The organism is Brevundimonas balnearis, assembly GCF_042434805.1.
Taxonomy (GTDB): domain Bacteria; phylum Pseudomonadota; class Alphaproteobacteria; order Caulobacterales; family Caulobacteraceae; genus Brevundimonas; species Brevundimonas balnearis.
Genome location: NZ_JBHLSW010000004.1, coordinates 128,097 through 141,386 on the forward strand (window position 1 = coordinate 128,097; position 13,290 = coordinate 141,386).

Consider the following 13,290-nt stretch of genomic DNA (forward strand, 5'->3'; position numbering starts at 1 on the left):
TCTCAGGAGACCCGCCCATGACCGTCCGCGTCGCCATCAACGGCTTCGGCCGCATCGGCCGCCTCGTGCTCCGCTCGATCGTCGAGCACGGCCGCCGCGACATCGAGGTGGTGGCGATCAACGACCTGGGGCCGGTGGCCACCAACGCCCACCTGCTGCGCTACGACAGCGTCCACGGCCGCTTCCCGGGCACGGTCGAGGCGGGCGACGACTGGATCGACGTGGGCCTGGGCAAGATCAAGGTCACGGCCGAGCGCGATCCCGCGAACCTGCCGCACAAGGATCTGTCGGTCGACATCGCCTTCGAGTGCACCGGCATCTTCACGTCCAAGGACAAGGCCTCGGCCCACCTGACGGCCGGGGCCAAGCGCGTCCTGGTCTCGGCCCCGGCCGACGGCGCGGACAAGACCATCGTCTACAAGGTCAACCACGACGCGCTGACCGCCGACGACATCGTCGTCTCCAACGGCAGCTGCACCACCAATGCGCTGGCCCCCGTCGCCAAGGTGCTGAACGACCTGTTCGGCATCGAGCGCGGCTACATGACCACGATCCACGCCTACACCGGCGACCAGCCGACGCTGGATACGATGCACAAGGACCTGTACCGCGCCCGCGCGGCGGGCCTGTCGATGATCCCGACATCGACCGGCGCGGCCAAGGCGCTGGGCCTCGTCCTGCCCGAGCTGAAGGGCAAGCTGGACGGCTCGTCCATCCGCGTCCCGACCCCGAACGTCTCGGTCGTCGACCTGAAGGTGGTCGCCGGTCGCGAGGTGACGGTCGATGAGATCAACGCCGCGCTCCAGGCCGCCGCCGATGGCCCGATGAAGGGCGTGCTGGCCACGACCAACGACCCGGTCGTGTCGATGGACCTGAACCACATCGCCGCCTCGTCCACGGCGGCGCTGCCCCAGACCCAGGTCGTCGACGGCAAGCTGGCCCGCGTGCTCAGCTGGTACGACAACGAATGGGGCTTCGCGACGCGGATGTCGGACACGGCGCTGGCGATGGCGAAGTTTCTGTAGGTGAATTCCCTTCTCCCCTCGTGGGAGAAGGTGGCTCGCGGAGCGAGACGGATGAGGGGGACGCAGACCGCGCCTCAGCGGCTGCGATCGAAGATGACCGTGGCGGAAACAGCGATGTGGAAGTTGCTGCGGGATCGACAGTTCGCCGGCCTGAAGTTTCGTCGGCAGACACGCATTGACCGCTGGATCGCCGACTTCTGCTGCTACGAACTCAAGCTGACGGCGGCATCCACCGACTTCGCGAGGCGAAAGACGCTGAGCGCGACGCCGATCTGGCGCGGCGAGGCTTCAAGGTCATCCGTTTCACTAACGAAGCCGTGCTCACGAACCCGAACGTCGTGTTGGACGCCATACGTCGGCACTTGACCTCGACACCCCCTCATCCGTCAGGCTCCGCCTGACACCTTCTCCCACAAGGGGAGAAGGAAACGCAGGACGCCTCCCATGCCTCACTTCCGCACCCTCGACGACACCGGCCCGATCTCCGGTAAGACCGCCCTCGTCCGCGTGGACTTCAACGTGCCGATGGAGGACGGAAGGGTCGCCGACGACACCCGCCTGCGCGTCGCCCTGCCGACGATCCAGCGGCTGCGGGACGCGGGCGCGAAGGTGGCTCTGCTCGCCCACTTCGACCGGCCCAAGGGCAAGGTCGTGCCGTCCATGAGCCTGAAGCCCGTGGTCGATGACCTGGAGCGCCTGCTCGGCGCGCCGGTCCGCTTCGCCGAGGACTGCGTGGGCGCCCCCGCCGCCGAGGCGATCCGCGATCTGGAGACCGGCGGCGTGGTGCTGCTGGAGAACGTCCGCTTCCACCCGGGCGAGGAAGCGAACGATCCGGCCTTCGCCCGGCGGCTGGCCGACCTCGGCGACCTCTACGTCAACGACACCTTCTCCGCCGCCCACCGGGCGCACGCCTCGACCGAGGGGCTGGCCCGCCTGCTGCCCGCCTACGCCGGGGAGTCCATGCGGCGCGAGCTCGAGGCGCTGGACGCCGCGCTCGGCAATCCGCGGACGCCGGTGCTGGGCATCGTCGGCGGCTCCAAGGTCTCGACCAAGCTCGATCTGCTGAACAATCTCGTCGCCAAGCTGGACCGGCTGGCGATCGGCGGCGGCATGGCCAACACCTTCCTGCACGCCCAAGGGATCGATGTGGGCGCGAGCCTGTGCGAGAAGGACCTCGCCGACACCGCCCGCCAGATCATGGAGGCGGCGCGCCGGGCCGACTGCGAGCTGCTGCTGCCCGTGGACGTGGTGGTGGCGAAAGAGGTCAGGCCGGGCGTGGAGGCCGGGGTGCGGGCGCTGGACCGCATCGCCGCCGACGACCTGATCCTGGACGCCGGGCCCGAGACCGTCGCCCGGCTGAAGCGGGCGATGGACCTGTCCAAGACCCTGATCTGGAACGGCCCGCTGGGCGTGTTCGAGGTCCCGCCCTTCGACGCGGCCACGGTCGAAGCGGCGCGCCACGCCGCCGACCTGGCCAAGGCCGGAACGCTGACCGCCGTCGCCGGCGGCGGCGACACGGTCTCGGCGCTGAATCACGCGGGCGTCGTGGACGACATGACCTTCGTCTCCACCGCCGGCGGCGCCTTCCTGGAGTGGATGGAGGGCAAGCCCTTGCCCGGGGTCGAGGCCCTGCGCGTCTGAGCGGCGCGATTGGGGTTGAACCCCTTCCCCCCCAGCCTGTTACAATGCGTGACTTCGAGGCGACCCGGCGCTAGATCGGGCGCAACAACAACAACGACTCTCAGGATGGATCAGCATGGCGCGCATCACGCTGCGGCAGCTGCTCGACCACGCCGCCGAGCATGGTTACGGGCTGCCCGCCTTCAACATCAACAACATGGAACAGGGCCTGGCGATCATGGAGGCCGCCGACGCGGTCAACGCGCCGGTCATCATCCAGGCCAGCCGCGGCGCGCGAAGCTACGCCAACGACGTGGTGCTGGCGCGCCTGATCGACGCCCTGGTCGAGCTCTACCCGCACATCCCGGTGTGTATGCACCAGGACCACGGCAACGGGCCCGCGACCTGCGCCACCGCCATCCAGTACGGCTTCACCTCGGTGATGATGGACGGCTCGCTGGAGGAGGACGCCAGGACCCCCGCCAGCTATGAGTACAATGTCGACGTGACCCGCCGGGTGGTCGAGATGGCCCACGCCTGCGGCGTCTCGGTCGAGGGCGAGCTGGGCGTGCTGGGCAGCCTGGAGACCGGCATGGGCGAGGCCGAGGACGGGCATGGCTTCGAGGGCAAGCTGGACCATTCGGCGCTGCTGACCGACCCGGACCAGGCGGTGGACTTCGTCGAGCGGACCCAGGTCGATGCGCTCGCCATCGCCATGGGCACCAGCCACGGCGCCTACAAGTTCACGCGCCAGCCGGACGGCGAGGTCCTGGCCATGCATGTGATCGAGGAGATCCACCGCCGCCTGCCCAACACCCACCTGGTGATGCACGGGTCATCCTCGGTGCCGCAGGACCTGCAGGACATCATCAACCATTACGGCGGCCAGATGCCCCAGACCTGGGGGGTGCCCGTCGAGGAGATCCAGCGCGGCATCAAGCACGGCGTGCGCAAGGTCAACATCGACACCGACAACCGCATGGCCATCACCGGCGCCATCCGCAAGGTGCTTGCCGAGAAGCCGCAGGAATTCGACCCGCGCGCCTACCTGAAGCCCGCCAAGGAGGCCATGCGCGCGGTGTGCCGGCAACGCTATCTGGAGTTCGGCTGCGAGGGCATGGCCGACAGGATCAAGCCCCTGTCGACCGCTCAGATGGCGAAGCGCTACGCCTCCGGCGAGCTGACGCCCCAGACCCGCGCGGCGCTGAAGCAGGCGAGCTGAGGTCACGGTCGCCCGCCATCCGCACTCCTCCCCCATAGCGCAGCGTATGGGGGAGGGGGACCATGCGCAGCATGGTGGAGGGGGCGGGTTCAGGCGCAGCGCTTGTGGTCGCCCCCTCCACCCCTGCGGGGTCCCCCTCCCCCGCACGCGGGGGAGGAGAATCGATCGTCGCCGCTTCATCAGCCCCAGTGCATCTGCACGCGGTGGGCGGCGGCCCAGTGGATGGCGCGGATGGCGTCGATGATCGCCGCCCCGGCCGCGCGGGTGCCCAGCGCCCCGCCCAGGTCGGCCGTGACGGCGCCCGCCGCCAGCACGGCCGCCACCGCCGCCTCGATCGAGGACGCCTCGTCCTCCAGCCCGAGGCCGTGGCGCAGCATCAGCGCCGCCGACAGGATGGCGCCGACGGGGTTGGCCAGGTCCTGACCGGCGATGTCCGGCGCCGAGCCGTGGATCGGCTCGAACAGGCCCGGCCCGGACGATCCCAGCGACGCGGACGGCAACAGGCCGATCGACCCGCCCAGCACGCTGATCTCATCCGACAGGATGTCGCCGAACATGTTCTCGGTCAGGATGACGTCGTAGTCGCGCGGCCGGCGGATCAGGTGCATCGCCATGGAGTCCACGAGCGCGTGCTCCAGCTGCACCTGCGGGAACTCCTCGGCGTGGATGCGGGTGACGACCTCGCGCCACAGGCGGCTGGTTTCCATCACATTGGCCTTGTCGACCGAGGTCACCTTGCCGCGCCGGTTCAGCGCCGTCCGGAAGGCCGCGCGGGTGACCCGCTCGATCTCGCCGACGGTGTATTCGCACAGGTCCGTGGCCCGATCGGCGGTGCGGGTCTTCTCGCCGAAGTAGACGCCGCCGGTCAGCTCGCGGAAGACGATCAGGTCGACGCCCTCGACGATCTCCTTCTTCAGCGGCGAGCGGTGCGCCAGGACGGGCGACACCTGCAGCGGCCTGAGGTTGGCGAACAGGCCCATGGCCTTACGGATGCCCAGCAGCCCCTCCTCCGGCCGACGCGGGCCGCCGTCCCACTTCGGCCCGCCGACGGCGCCCAGCAGCACCCCGTGGGAGGCCAGACACGCGGCGGTGGTCTCCGGCGGCAGCGGATCGCCGGTCGCGTCGATCGCGGCGCCGCCGATCAGGTGCTCCTCGAAGGTGAAGCGGTGGCCGTAGAAGTCGCCGACGGTGTTCAGCACCCCTTGGGCGGCGGCGATCACCTCCGGCCCCACCCCGTCGCCGGGCAGGACCACGATGTTGAAGGTCTGGGGCGCGGTCATCGGGCGGTCTCCGGAGCGGGCTGTCGCTCGTGCGAGCGTTCGAACGATTCGATGTCGGGCGTGCGGCTGAGGAGCCAGCCCAGGGTGTCGACCCCGTCCAGCAGGCACTGGCGGGCGAAGGGTTCGACCTCGAAGCTCACCGGCGCGGCGTTGCCCCGCGTCAGGGTGCGGCGCTCCAGATCGATGGTGATCGGCTGGTCCGGGTGGGCGGCGAGGTCGGCCCAGGTCTCGGCGTCGACCACCACGGGCAGAAGGCCGTTCTTCAAGGCGTTCGAGGTGAAGATGTCGGCGATCGAGGTCGAGACCACCGCCCGGAAGCCGTAGTCGACCAGGGCCCAGGGCGCGTGCTCCCGCGACGAGCCGCAGGCGAAGTTGTCGCCCGCCACCAGGATGCGGCGCTCCGACGGATCGATGCGGTTGAGCACCGCCTCGGGGCGGGGCGAGCCGTCCGCCTCATAGCGCCAGTCGTGAAAGGCGTGCGCGCCCAGCCCCTCGCGGGTCGTGGTCGTCAGGAAACGCGCGGGGATGATCTGGTCGGTGTCGATGTTGGCCTGGGACAGGACCACGGCCTTCGACGTCAGGGTGCGGAAGGGTTCAGGCATCGTAGTTCCCCACCGTCTCGCGCGCGGCGCTCGGCTGCTTGAGGGGCGCCGGCTCCTGCAGGGTCGTCGGATCGGTCAGGAAGCCCATGACCGCGCTGGCCGCCGCCGTGGCCGGACTGGCCAGGATGGTGCGCGCGCCCTTGCCCTGGCGGCCCTCGAAGTTGCGGTTCGAGGTCGAGACCGCCAGCTGGCCCGGCTGGACGAAGTCGCCGTTCATGGCGATGCACATGGAGCAGCCGGGCAGCCGCCACTCCGCCCCGGCCGCGATGAAGACCTGGTCCAGCCCCTCGGCCTCGGCGTCGCGGCGCACGGCCTCGGAGCCCGGCACCACCAGCATGCGCACGCCGGGACTGACGCGGCGGCCCCTCAACACCTCGGCGGCGGCGCGCAGGTCCGGCAGGCGGCCGTTGGTGCAGCTGCCCACGAAGACCACATCCACCGGCTGGTCGGTCGTCGCGCGTCCGGCGGCGAAGCCCATATAGGCCAGCGCCTTCTCGTCCGAGGCGTCGCGCGGCGCGGGCACCGGCGCGCCGACGGGAGCGCCGGCGTCGGGCGTGGTGCCCCAGGTGGCCATGGGCCGGATGGCCGAGCCGTCGATCCGGACCTCCTTGTCGAAGACGGCTTCCGGGTCGCTGGCCAGCGTCAGCCAGTCGGCGGCGGCGGCTTCATGATCCGTCGGCACGTGGCGGCGGCCCTTCAGCCAGGCGACGGTCTTGTCGTCCGGCGCGATCATGCCCGCCCGCGCGCCCGCCTCGATCGACATGTTGCAGACGGTCATGCGCCCTTCCATGTCGAGCGACCGGATCGCCTCGCCGGCGTATTCGATGACGAAGCCGGTGCCGCCGCCGAAGCCCAGCTCGGCGATGACGGCCAGGGCCACGTCCTTGCCGGACACGCCGGGCCTGAGCGTCCCGTCCACCGTCACGCGCAGGGTCTTCGGCTTTCTTTGCAGCAGGCACTGGGTCGCCAGCACATGGCCGACCTCGGACGTGCCGATGCCGAAGGCCAGCGCCCCGAAGGCCCCGTGGGTGGCCGTGTGGCTGTCGCCGCAGACCACCGTCATGCCGGGCTGGGTCAGGCCCAGCTCCGGCCCCATGACATGGACCACGCCGCGATCCGGGCTGTCCCAGTCCGCCAGCGCGATGCCGTGCCGGGCGCAGTTGGCTCTGAGCGTCTCCACCTGGGCCTTCGCCGCCGGCGTCGCATAGGGCCGCTCTCCGTCCGGTCCGGCGGGCAGCGTCGGGGTCGAGTGGTCCAGGGTGGCGAAGGTCCGGTCCGGCCGCCGCACCTTCAGGCCCCGTGCGTCGATCTCGGCGAAGGCCTGCGGACTGGTCACCTCATGGACCAGATGAAGATCGACGTAGAGGACCGCGGGCGCGGCCTCGGTCTCCGGCGCCACCACGTGCCGGTCCCAGACCTTCTCGAACAGGGTGCGGGGCGCGGTCATCCCATCTCCTCCCTCGCGCGGCGGGGGAGGGGGACCACGAAGTGGTGGAGGGGGCGACCCCATCCACCAGCGCTTGAACCCGCCCCCTCCACCATGCTTCGCATGGTTCCCCTCCCCCGCGATGCGGGGGAGGACTGTCGATCAAGCCGCCGCATGACGGGCCTCCCCCATCACGCCGCGGCAGATGGCGCTCAGCTCGGCGTCGTCGATCTCGCCGATCTCGTCGGCGCGGCGCTTGAAGGCGGCCAGGGCCTCGGTCAGCGCCTGACCCGCCAGGGTCCAGCCCAGCACCTCGGCGCGCTTGGCCACCGCGTGCCGGCCGGAGTGCTTGCCCAGCACGAAGAAGCTGCCGGTGAAGCCGACGTCCTGGGGCCGCATGATCTCATAGGTGCGCGCGTCGGCCAGCATGCCGTGCTGGTGGATGCCGGCCTCGTGGGCGAAGGCGTTGACGCCGACGATGGCCTTGTTCCGGACCACCGGCGTCTCGGTGATCTGGCTCAGCATCCGGCTGGTGGCGACCAGTTGCGGGGTGTCCACGCCGGTGGTCAGGCCGTAGCGGTCCTGACGCGTCCGCAGCGCCATCACCACCTCCTCGACCGACGCGTTGCCCGCCCGTTCGCCGATGCCGTTGATCGCCCCCTCGACCTGGCGCGCTCCGCCCTCGACGGCGGCCAGCGAGTTGGCGACGGCCAGGCCCAGGTCGTCGTGGCAGTGGCAGGACAGGATCGTGTGCGGAAAGCGCGCGCGGACCTGCTCGTCCAGCATCCGGAACAGGTCGCGGATCTCGGTCGGCGTCGCATAGCCGACGGTGTCGGGCACGTTCAGGGTCGTCGCCCCGGCCTCGGCCACGGCCTGCAGCACCTCGACCAGGAAGTCCGGCTCCGTGCGGATCGCGTCCTCGGGCGAGAACTCGATGTCGTCGAACCACTCGCGCGCGGCGGTCACCGCCTCCACCGCCGTGCGCACCACCTCGGCCTTGGTCATCTTCAGCTTGGCGGTGCGATGGATCGGGCTGGAGCCCAGGAAGATGTGGATGCGCCGGTCCGGCGCCGGCGTCAGGGCGCGGGCGGCGGCGGCGATGTCGGAGGCATTGGCGCGGGACAGGGAGCACAGGGTCGGCCCCTCGACCTCGGACGCGACGGCCCGCACCGCGTCCTCGTCGCCGGGCGAGGCGGCGGCGAAGCCGGCCTCGATGACGTCCACCCCCAGCCGGGCCAGCTGGCGCGCCATGCGCACCTTGGCCTCGCGGTTCATCGAGAAGCCCGGCGCCTGTTCGCCGTCCCTCAGCGTCGTGTCGAAGACGATGACCCGGTTCGGGTCCGCCTCGACCAAGCGTCGTACTCGGGTCATGCGGCGCTCTCCTGCGGGAAGGCGTCGGGGGCCCGGCGAACGCCGTACAGCCGGTCGATCTGGCGGCCCAGGGTGTCGAGGCAGCGCCCGGCGTCGCGGCCGCGCACCCACAGCTCGACGCGCCGCTCGGCCCCGTCGTCGCGCACGCTCAGGCCGTCGATGTGGAAGCCGCGCCGCTCCACCAGGCCGATGAGGCGCTGAAGCGAGCCGTCGGCCCGGTCGATGTTCAGGTTCAGGATGTCGCGCATCAGGCGCCCTCCATCATGTCTGCGTTGGACTTGCCTGGCGGCACCAGCGGCCAGACGTTCTGTTTCGGGTCGATGATCACGTGCGCGAGGCAGGGGCCGTCGGCGGCCAGCAGCCGGTCGATCCCGGCCGCCACCTCCTCGCGCCGGCTAATTCGGAAGGCCTCCACGCCGAAGGCCTGGGCCACGGCGACGAAGTCCGGGTTGTCCGACAGGTCGACCTCCGAATAGTTCCGGTCGAAGAACAGGTGCTGCCACTGGCGCACCAGACCCAGGCCCGAGTTGTCGAGCAGCAGCACCTTGACCGGGATGCCGTAGCGGCGGGCCGTGGCCAGCTCCTGGATGTTCATCATGAAGCCGCCGTCCCCGGCGACGACCACCACCTGGGCGTCGGGCTCCGCCAGTTTGGCGCCGATGCCGGCGGGCAGGCCGAAGCCCATCGCGCCCAGACCGCCCGAGGTCAGATGCGCCTGCGGCCGGGGCGCGGCGCAGTGCTGGGCCGCCCACATCTGGTGCTGGCCGACGTCGCAGGCGGCGATGAAGCGCACGCCGGCCTTCTCCGAAAGGTCCTTCAGCAGCGCCGGCGCATAGACGCCCTCGCCCGGCGCGTCGTAGCGCGCGGCGTGACGGCGAGCCTGGCTGGCGCAGCGGATCATCCACGGCTCGATGGCCAGCGGTCCCGGATTCAGCGCGGCGACGCCCGCCTTCAGGTCGCCCTGAACGGCGACGGCCACTTCGCGCAGCTTGCCGATCTCGGCGGGGTCGATGTCGAAGTGGATGACCCGCGCGTGGGGCGCGAACTCGCTCAGCTTGCCGGTCGCGCGGTCGTCGAAGCGGGCGCCGAACACGATCAGCAGGTCCGACGCCTGGATGGCCTCATTGGCGGCGCGCGTCCCGTGCATCCCCATCATGCCCAGGAAGCCCGGCGCGCCCGTCGGAATGCAGCCCAGGCCGTTCAGGGTCGAGACGGTGGGAATCCCCGTCCGCTCGGCGAAGGCGCGCAGCTCCTCGACCGCGCCCGCGATCTTCACCCCGCCGCCGACATAGATCAGCGGCCGCTCGGCCTGTCGGATCATCGCCTCGGCGCGGGCGATCGCGTCGTGGTCGATCCCGGCCGTCGCGTTGGGCCGCGAGAAGGCCGACGGGCGATCGGTCTCGCCGACCTGGACGTCCTTGGGCAGGTCGATCAGCACCGGACCGGGGCGCCCGTCCGTGGCGATGAAGAAGGCCTCCTCCACCGCGGCCGGAACGTCGGCCGGATCGCGCACCAGGATGGAGTGCTTCACGATCGGCAGGGTCAGCCCCAGGATGTCGATCTCCTGGAAGGCGTCGGTGCCCATCAGGGGCTGCGCCACATTGCCGGTGATGCAGACCATCGGCACCGAATCCATCATGGCGTTGGCGATGCCGGTGATCAGGTTGGTGGCGCCGGGGCCCGAGGTCGCCATGCAGACGCCGGGCCTGCCGCTGACCCGTGCGTAGGCGTCGGCGGCGAAGGCGGCGCCCTGCTCGTGCCGCACCAGGATGTGGCGCAGGGCCGACCCGGTCAGGGCGTCATAGACCGGCATGATCGCCCCGCCCGGATAGCCGAACACCACCTCCACCCCCAGCCGCTCCAGCGTCTGGACGAGCAGGCGCGCGCCTGTGCGGGCGGGCTCTGGCTCAGGGGCGAAGGCGGCGGCGGCGACGGACATGGAGACGGGCTTCCGGTCAGGCGGCGGCGGGCCGAGACGCGCCTTGGGAGGCCGGCTGCAGCCAGGCCATGCGTTCGCGCAGGCCCGCGCCGATCGCCTCGATGGGATGGTCGTGATCCGCCTTCAGCAGGGCCTCGTAGGCGCCCTTGCCGGCCTCGTTCTCGGCGATCCAGTCGCGGGCGAAGGCGCCGGACTGGATGTCGGTCAGCACCTCCCTCATCCGGGCCCGGGTCTCGCCGTTGACCACGCGCGGGCCGGAGACCACCGCGCCGTACTTGGCGGTCTCGGAGATGAACTCGTGCATCTTTGAGACGCCGCCCTCGTAGAACAGGTCCACGATCAGCTTCAGCTCGTGCAGGCACTCGAAATAGGCGACCTCCGGCTGGTAGCCGGCCTCGACCAGGGTGGAGAACCCCTGCATGACCAGCTCCTTGGCGCCGCCGCACAGGACGGCCTGTTCGCCGAACAGGTCGGTTTCGGTCTCCTCCTTGAAGCTGGTCTCGATCAGGCCGCCGGTGGCTCCGCCGATGCCCTTGGCGTAGCCCATGGCCCGGTCGCGCGCCTTGCCGGTGGCGTCGGTGTGGACCGCGAACAGCGCCGGCACGCCGCGCCCGCGGGCATACTCGCGCCGGACCAGGTCGCCGGGTCCCTTCGGCGCCACCAGGATGACGTCCAGGTCCTTGCGCGGCGCGATCCGGCCGTAGTGGATGGAGAAGCCGTGGGCGAACAGGATGGCCGCGCCCTTCCTGGCGTTCGGCTCGATCGTCTCGCGATAGATGTCCGCCTGGGCCATGTCCGGCGTCAGGATCGCGATGATGTCGGCGCCCTTCACGGCCTGGGCGGGCTCGGCGGTGGCGATCCCGTCGGCCTGCGCGTGGCGCCAGCCCTTGCCGCCCTCGCGGACGCCCGCGATCACGTCGAAGCCGGACTCCTTCAGGTTCTGCGCGTGGGCGCGGCCCTGGCTGCCGTAGCCGATGATGGCGATGCGCTGGCCGGCGATGGCGCCGGGGCGAACGTCCTCGTTGGTGTAGATCTGCATGGTCAGGCGTCCTCTCGGGCGGGCGTGGCGGCCGGGCGGAAGACCTGCGCCGGCGGGGGATTGGGGATGGTCACCGCCCCTTGCGCCGCAGAGGCGACGGTGGCGGCGTATTTGGCGAAGACGCCGGTCGGGGCCGGGCGCGCGACGGGGACGAAGCCCCTGCGGCGGGCGTCCAGATCGGCGGCGACGTCGATGCGCCGGTTCGGCACGTCGATGGTGATGCGGTCGCCGTCGCGGATCAGGGCGATCGGCCCGCCGACCGCCGCTTCCGGCGACACATGGCCCGCGACGAAGCCGTAGCTGGCGCCCGAGAAGCGGCCGTCGGTGATCAGGGCCACCTCGCGGATTCCGCGCCCCTTCAGGGCGGCGGTCACCTGCAGCATCTCGCGCATGCCGGGTCCGCCCCTGGGCCCCTCGTAGCGGATGACGATGACGTCGCCCTCGCCGACCGAGCCGTCCTGGACCGCGTGGAAGGCGTCCTCCTCGGAATCGAACACCACGGCCGGGCCCTCGAAGCGGTCGATGGCGTGGCCGGTCAGCTTCAGGATCGCGCCCTCGGGCGCCACGTCGCCGTAGATGACGGCGAAGGAGCCGCGCGGCGTGACCGGGGCGGCGACGGCGGTCACCACCTGCTGGCCGGGCGCTTCCTCGGCCCGGGCCGCCTCGGCGAACAGGCTCTCGCCCGAGACCGTCGGCGTGTTGGCGATCAGCCCGGCCTCGGCCAGCCGCTGGGCCAACAGACGCGTGCCGCCGGCGGCGTACAGATGCGACGCCAGGAACCGTCCGCCCGGCTTCAGGTCGCAGATCACCGGCGCGGCCTCGCAGGCCTGGTGGCAGTCCTCGACGCCGAACTCCACCCCCGCCTCCGCCGCGATGGCGGTCAGGTGCAGCACGGCGTTGGTCGAGCCGCCCGAGGCCGAGACGGCGGCGGCGGCGTTCTGCAGCGACCGGCGGGTGATGTACTTCCTCGCGTGATCGCCGGCGAAGACCCGCTCGACGATCAGCCGGCCGCAGCGCTCGCCCTCCGCCGCCTTGGCGGGATCGACCGCGGGCACGTCGTTGGCGCCCATCGGCGACAGGCCCATCATCGACAGGGCCATCGCCATGGTGTTGGCGGTGAACTGTCCGCCGCAGGCGCCCGCGCCCGGGCAGGCCGCGCTCTCGACCGCCTTCAGGCCCGCGTCGTCCAGGGCGCCCGCGCCGTGGGCGCCGATGGCCTCGAACACCTCCTGAATCGAGATCTCGCGCTCGCCGATCCGGCCCGGCAGGATGGTGCCGCCGTAGTAGACGAGGCCCGGGATATCCATCCGCGCCAGGGCCATGGCGGCCGCCGGGATGGTCTTGTCGCAGCCGACGATGCAGACGACGCCGTCCAGCTGATGTCCCTGGATGACCAGCTCGATGGAGTCCGCCACGACCTCGCGCGAGATCAGCGAGGCCTTCATGCCCGGCGAGCCCATGGAGATCCCGTCGGTGACGACGATGGTGTTGAAGTCGACGGCGTAGCCGCCGGCCGCCGCGATCCCGGCGCGAACGTCCTTCGCCAGCCGGTCCAGGTGCATGTTGCAGGGGGTGACGGTGGACCAGGTGTTGACGATGCCGATCATCGGCTTGTCGAAGTCCTCGTCGCGCATGCCCGCCGCCCGCAAATAGCTGCGCGCCGCCGCCCGCGAGGGGCCGCGCGTGATCGCATGGCTGCGGCGCTCTTCAGGTCGTTTTTCGGGGGAATAATTTTGCGTCATCTGCGGTCGGGCGATCTGAGCTTG

Annotated in this window: 11 protein-coding genes and 1 pseudogene; 4 read left to right on the top strand and 8 right to left on the bottom strand. The window is 71.1% G+C overall.

Annotation, left to right across the window (positions count from 1 at the left end):
- The first annotated feature begins 17 nt into the window (after positions 1-17).
- The 4 genes and pseudogenes from gap (at position 18) to fba (ending at position 3,867) form a co-directional block, all read left to right on the top strand.
- Complete coding sequence (gene gap, locus ACFFGE_RS06350; protein WP_376835411.1) at positions 18-1,025, top strand: type I glyceraldehyde-3-phosphate dehydrogenase; 1,008 nt, start codon at positions 18-20, stop codon at positions 1,023-1,025.
- A 51-nt stretch (positions 1,026-1,076) separates the two neighbouring features.
- Positions 1,077-1,426: pseudogene (locus tag ACFFGE_RS06355) on the top strand (endonuclease domain-containing protein).
- Positions 1,427-1,469: 43 nt separating this feature from the next.
- Positions 1,470-2,666, top strand: coding sequence for a phosphoglycerate kinase (locus tag ACFFGE_RS06360; RefSeq protein ID WP_376835412.1), 1,197 nt, complete (start codon positions 1,470-1,472; stop codon positions 2,664-2,666).
- Positions 2,667-2,781: 115 nt separating this feature from the next.
- Positions 2,782-3,867: a class II fructose-bisphosphate aldolase gene (gene fba / locus ACFFGE_RS06365; protein ID WP_376835413.1), complete on the top strand. Its 1,086-nt coding sequence runs from the start codon at positions 2,782-2,784 to the stop codon at positions 3,865-3,867.
- Positions 3,868-4,046: 179 nt separating this feature from the next.
- Here the strand turns inward: fba and leuB are convergent, their stop codons facing one another.
- The 8 genes from leuB to ilvD form a co-directional block, all read right to left on the bottom strand.
- Positions 4,047-5,147: a 3-isopropylmalate dehydrogenase gene (gene leuB / locus ACFFGE_RS06370; protein WP_376835414.1), complete on the bottom strand. Its 1,101-nt coding sequence runs from the start codon at positions 5,145-5,147 to the stop codon at positions 4,047-4,049.
- Positions 5,144-5,749: a 3-isopropylmalate dehydratase small subunit gene (gene leuD, locus ACFFGE_RS06375; RefSeq protein WP_376835415.1), complete on the bottom strand. Its 606-nt coding sequence runs from the start codon at positions 5,747-5,749 to the stop codon at positions 5,144-5,146. Before leuD ends, leuB begins: the two co-directional genes overlap by 4 nt.
- On the bottom strand, positions 5,742-7,196 hold the full coding sequence (leuC, locus tag ACFFGE_RS06380; RefSeq protein WP_376835416.1) for a 3-isopropylmalate dehydratase large subunit: 1,455 nt from the start codon (positions 7,194-7,196) through the stop codon (positions 5,742-5,744). The genes leuD and leuC overlap by 8 nt, the downstream gene beginning before the upstream one ends.
- 141 nt (positions 7,197-7,337) lie before the next feature.
- On the bottom strand, positions 7,338-8,546 hold the full coding sequence (locus tag ACFFGE_RS06385) for a 2-isopropylmalate synthase (protein WP_376835417.1): 1,209 nt from the start codon (positions 8,544-8,546) through the stop codon (positions 7,338-7,340).
- Positions 8,543-8,794, bottom strand: a complete 252-nt coding sequence (locus ACFFGE_RS06390) for an ACT domain-containing protein (protein ID WP_376835418.1) — start codon at positions 8,792-8,794, stop codon at positions 8,543-8,545. Before ACFFGE_RS06390 ends, ACFFGE_RS06385 begins: the two co-directional genes overlap by 4 nt.
- Positions 8,794-10,485 (bottom strand): acetolactate synthase 2 catalytic subunit, encoded by a 1,692-nt coding sequence (gene ilvG, locus ACFFGE_RS06395; protein WP_376835419.1) that lies wholly within the window; start codon positions 10,483-10,485, stop codon positions 8,794-8,796. Before ilvG ends, ACFFGE_RS06390 begins: the two co-directional genes overlap by 1 nt.
- 16 nt (positions 10,486-10,501) lie before the next feature.
- Positions 10,502-11,524, bottom strand: coding sequence for a ketol-acid reductoisomerase (gene ilvC, locus ACFFGE_RS06400; RefSeq protein WP_376835420.1), 1,023 nt, complete (start codon positions 11,522-11,524; stop codon positions 10,502-10,504).
- A gap of 2 nt (positions 11,525-11,526) precedes the next feature.
- Positions 11,527-13,266 (bottom strand): dihydroxy-acid dehydratase, encoded by a 1,740-nt coding sequence (gene ilvD, locus ACFFGE_RS06405; protein WP_376835421.1) that lies wholly within the window; start codon positions 13,264-13,266, stop codon positions 11,527-11,529.
- Between the last annotated feature and the right edge of the window lie 24 nt (positions 13,267-13,290).

What these genes read in the sequence shown, in the direction of transcription:
- gap (WP_376835411.1), top strand. Translation starts at nt 18, where the DNA reads ATGACCGTCCGCGTCGCCATCAACGGCTTCGGCCGCATCGGCCGCCTC.
- ACFFGE_RS06360 (WP_376835412.1), top strand. Translation starts at nt 1,470, where the DNA reads ATGCCTCACTTCCGCACCCTCGACGACACCGGCCCGATCTCCGGTAAG.
- fba (WP_376835413.1), top strand. Translation starts at nt 2,782, where the DNA reads ATGGCGCGCATCACGCTGCGGCAGCTGCTCGACCACGCCGCCGAGCAT.
- leuB (WP_376835414.1), bottom strand. Translation starts at nt 5,147, where the DNA reads ATGACCGCGCCCCAGACCTTCAACATCGTGGTCCTGCCCGGCGACGGG.
- leuD (WP_376835415.1), bottom strand. Translation starts at nt 5,749, where the DNA reads ATGCCTGAACCCTTCCGCACCCTGACGTCGAAGGCCGTGGTCCTGTCC.
- leuC (WP_376835416.1), bottom strand. Translation starts at nt 7,196, where the DNA reads ATGACCGCGCCCCGCACCCTGTTCGAGAAGGTCTGGGACCGGCACGTG.
- ACFFGE_RS06385 (WP_376835417.1), bottom strand. Translation starts at nt 8,546, where the DNA reads ATGACCCGAGTACGACGCTTGGTCGAGGCGGACCCGAACCGGGTCATC.
- ACFFGE_RS06390 (WP_376835418.1), bottom strand. Translation starts at nt 8,794, where the DNA reads ATGCGCGACATCCTGAACCTGAACATCGACCGGGCCGACGGCTCGCTT.
- ilvG (WP_376835419.1), bottom strand. Translation starts at nt 10,485, where the DNA reads ATGTCCGTCGCCGCCGCCGCCTTCGCCCCTGAGCCAGAGCCCGCCCGC.
- ilvC (WP_376835420.1), bottom strand. Translation starts at nt 11,524, where the DNA reads ATGCAGATCTACACCAACGAGGACGTTCGCCCCGGCGCCATCGCCGGC.
- ilvD (WP_376835421.1), bottom strand. Translation starts at nt 13,266, where the DNA reads ATGACGCAAAATTATTCCCCCGAAAAACGACCTGAAGAGCGCCGCAGC.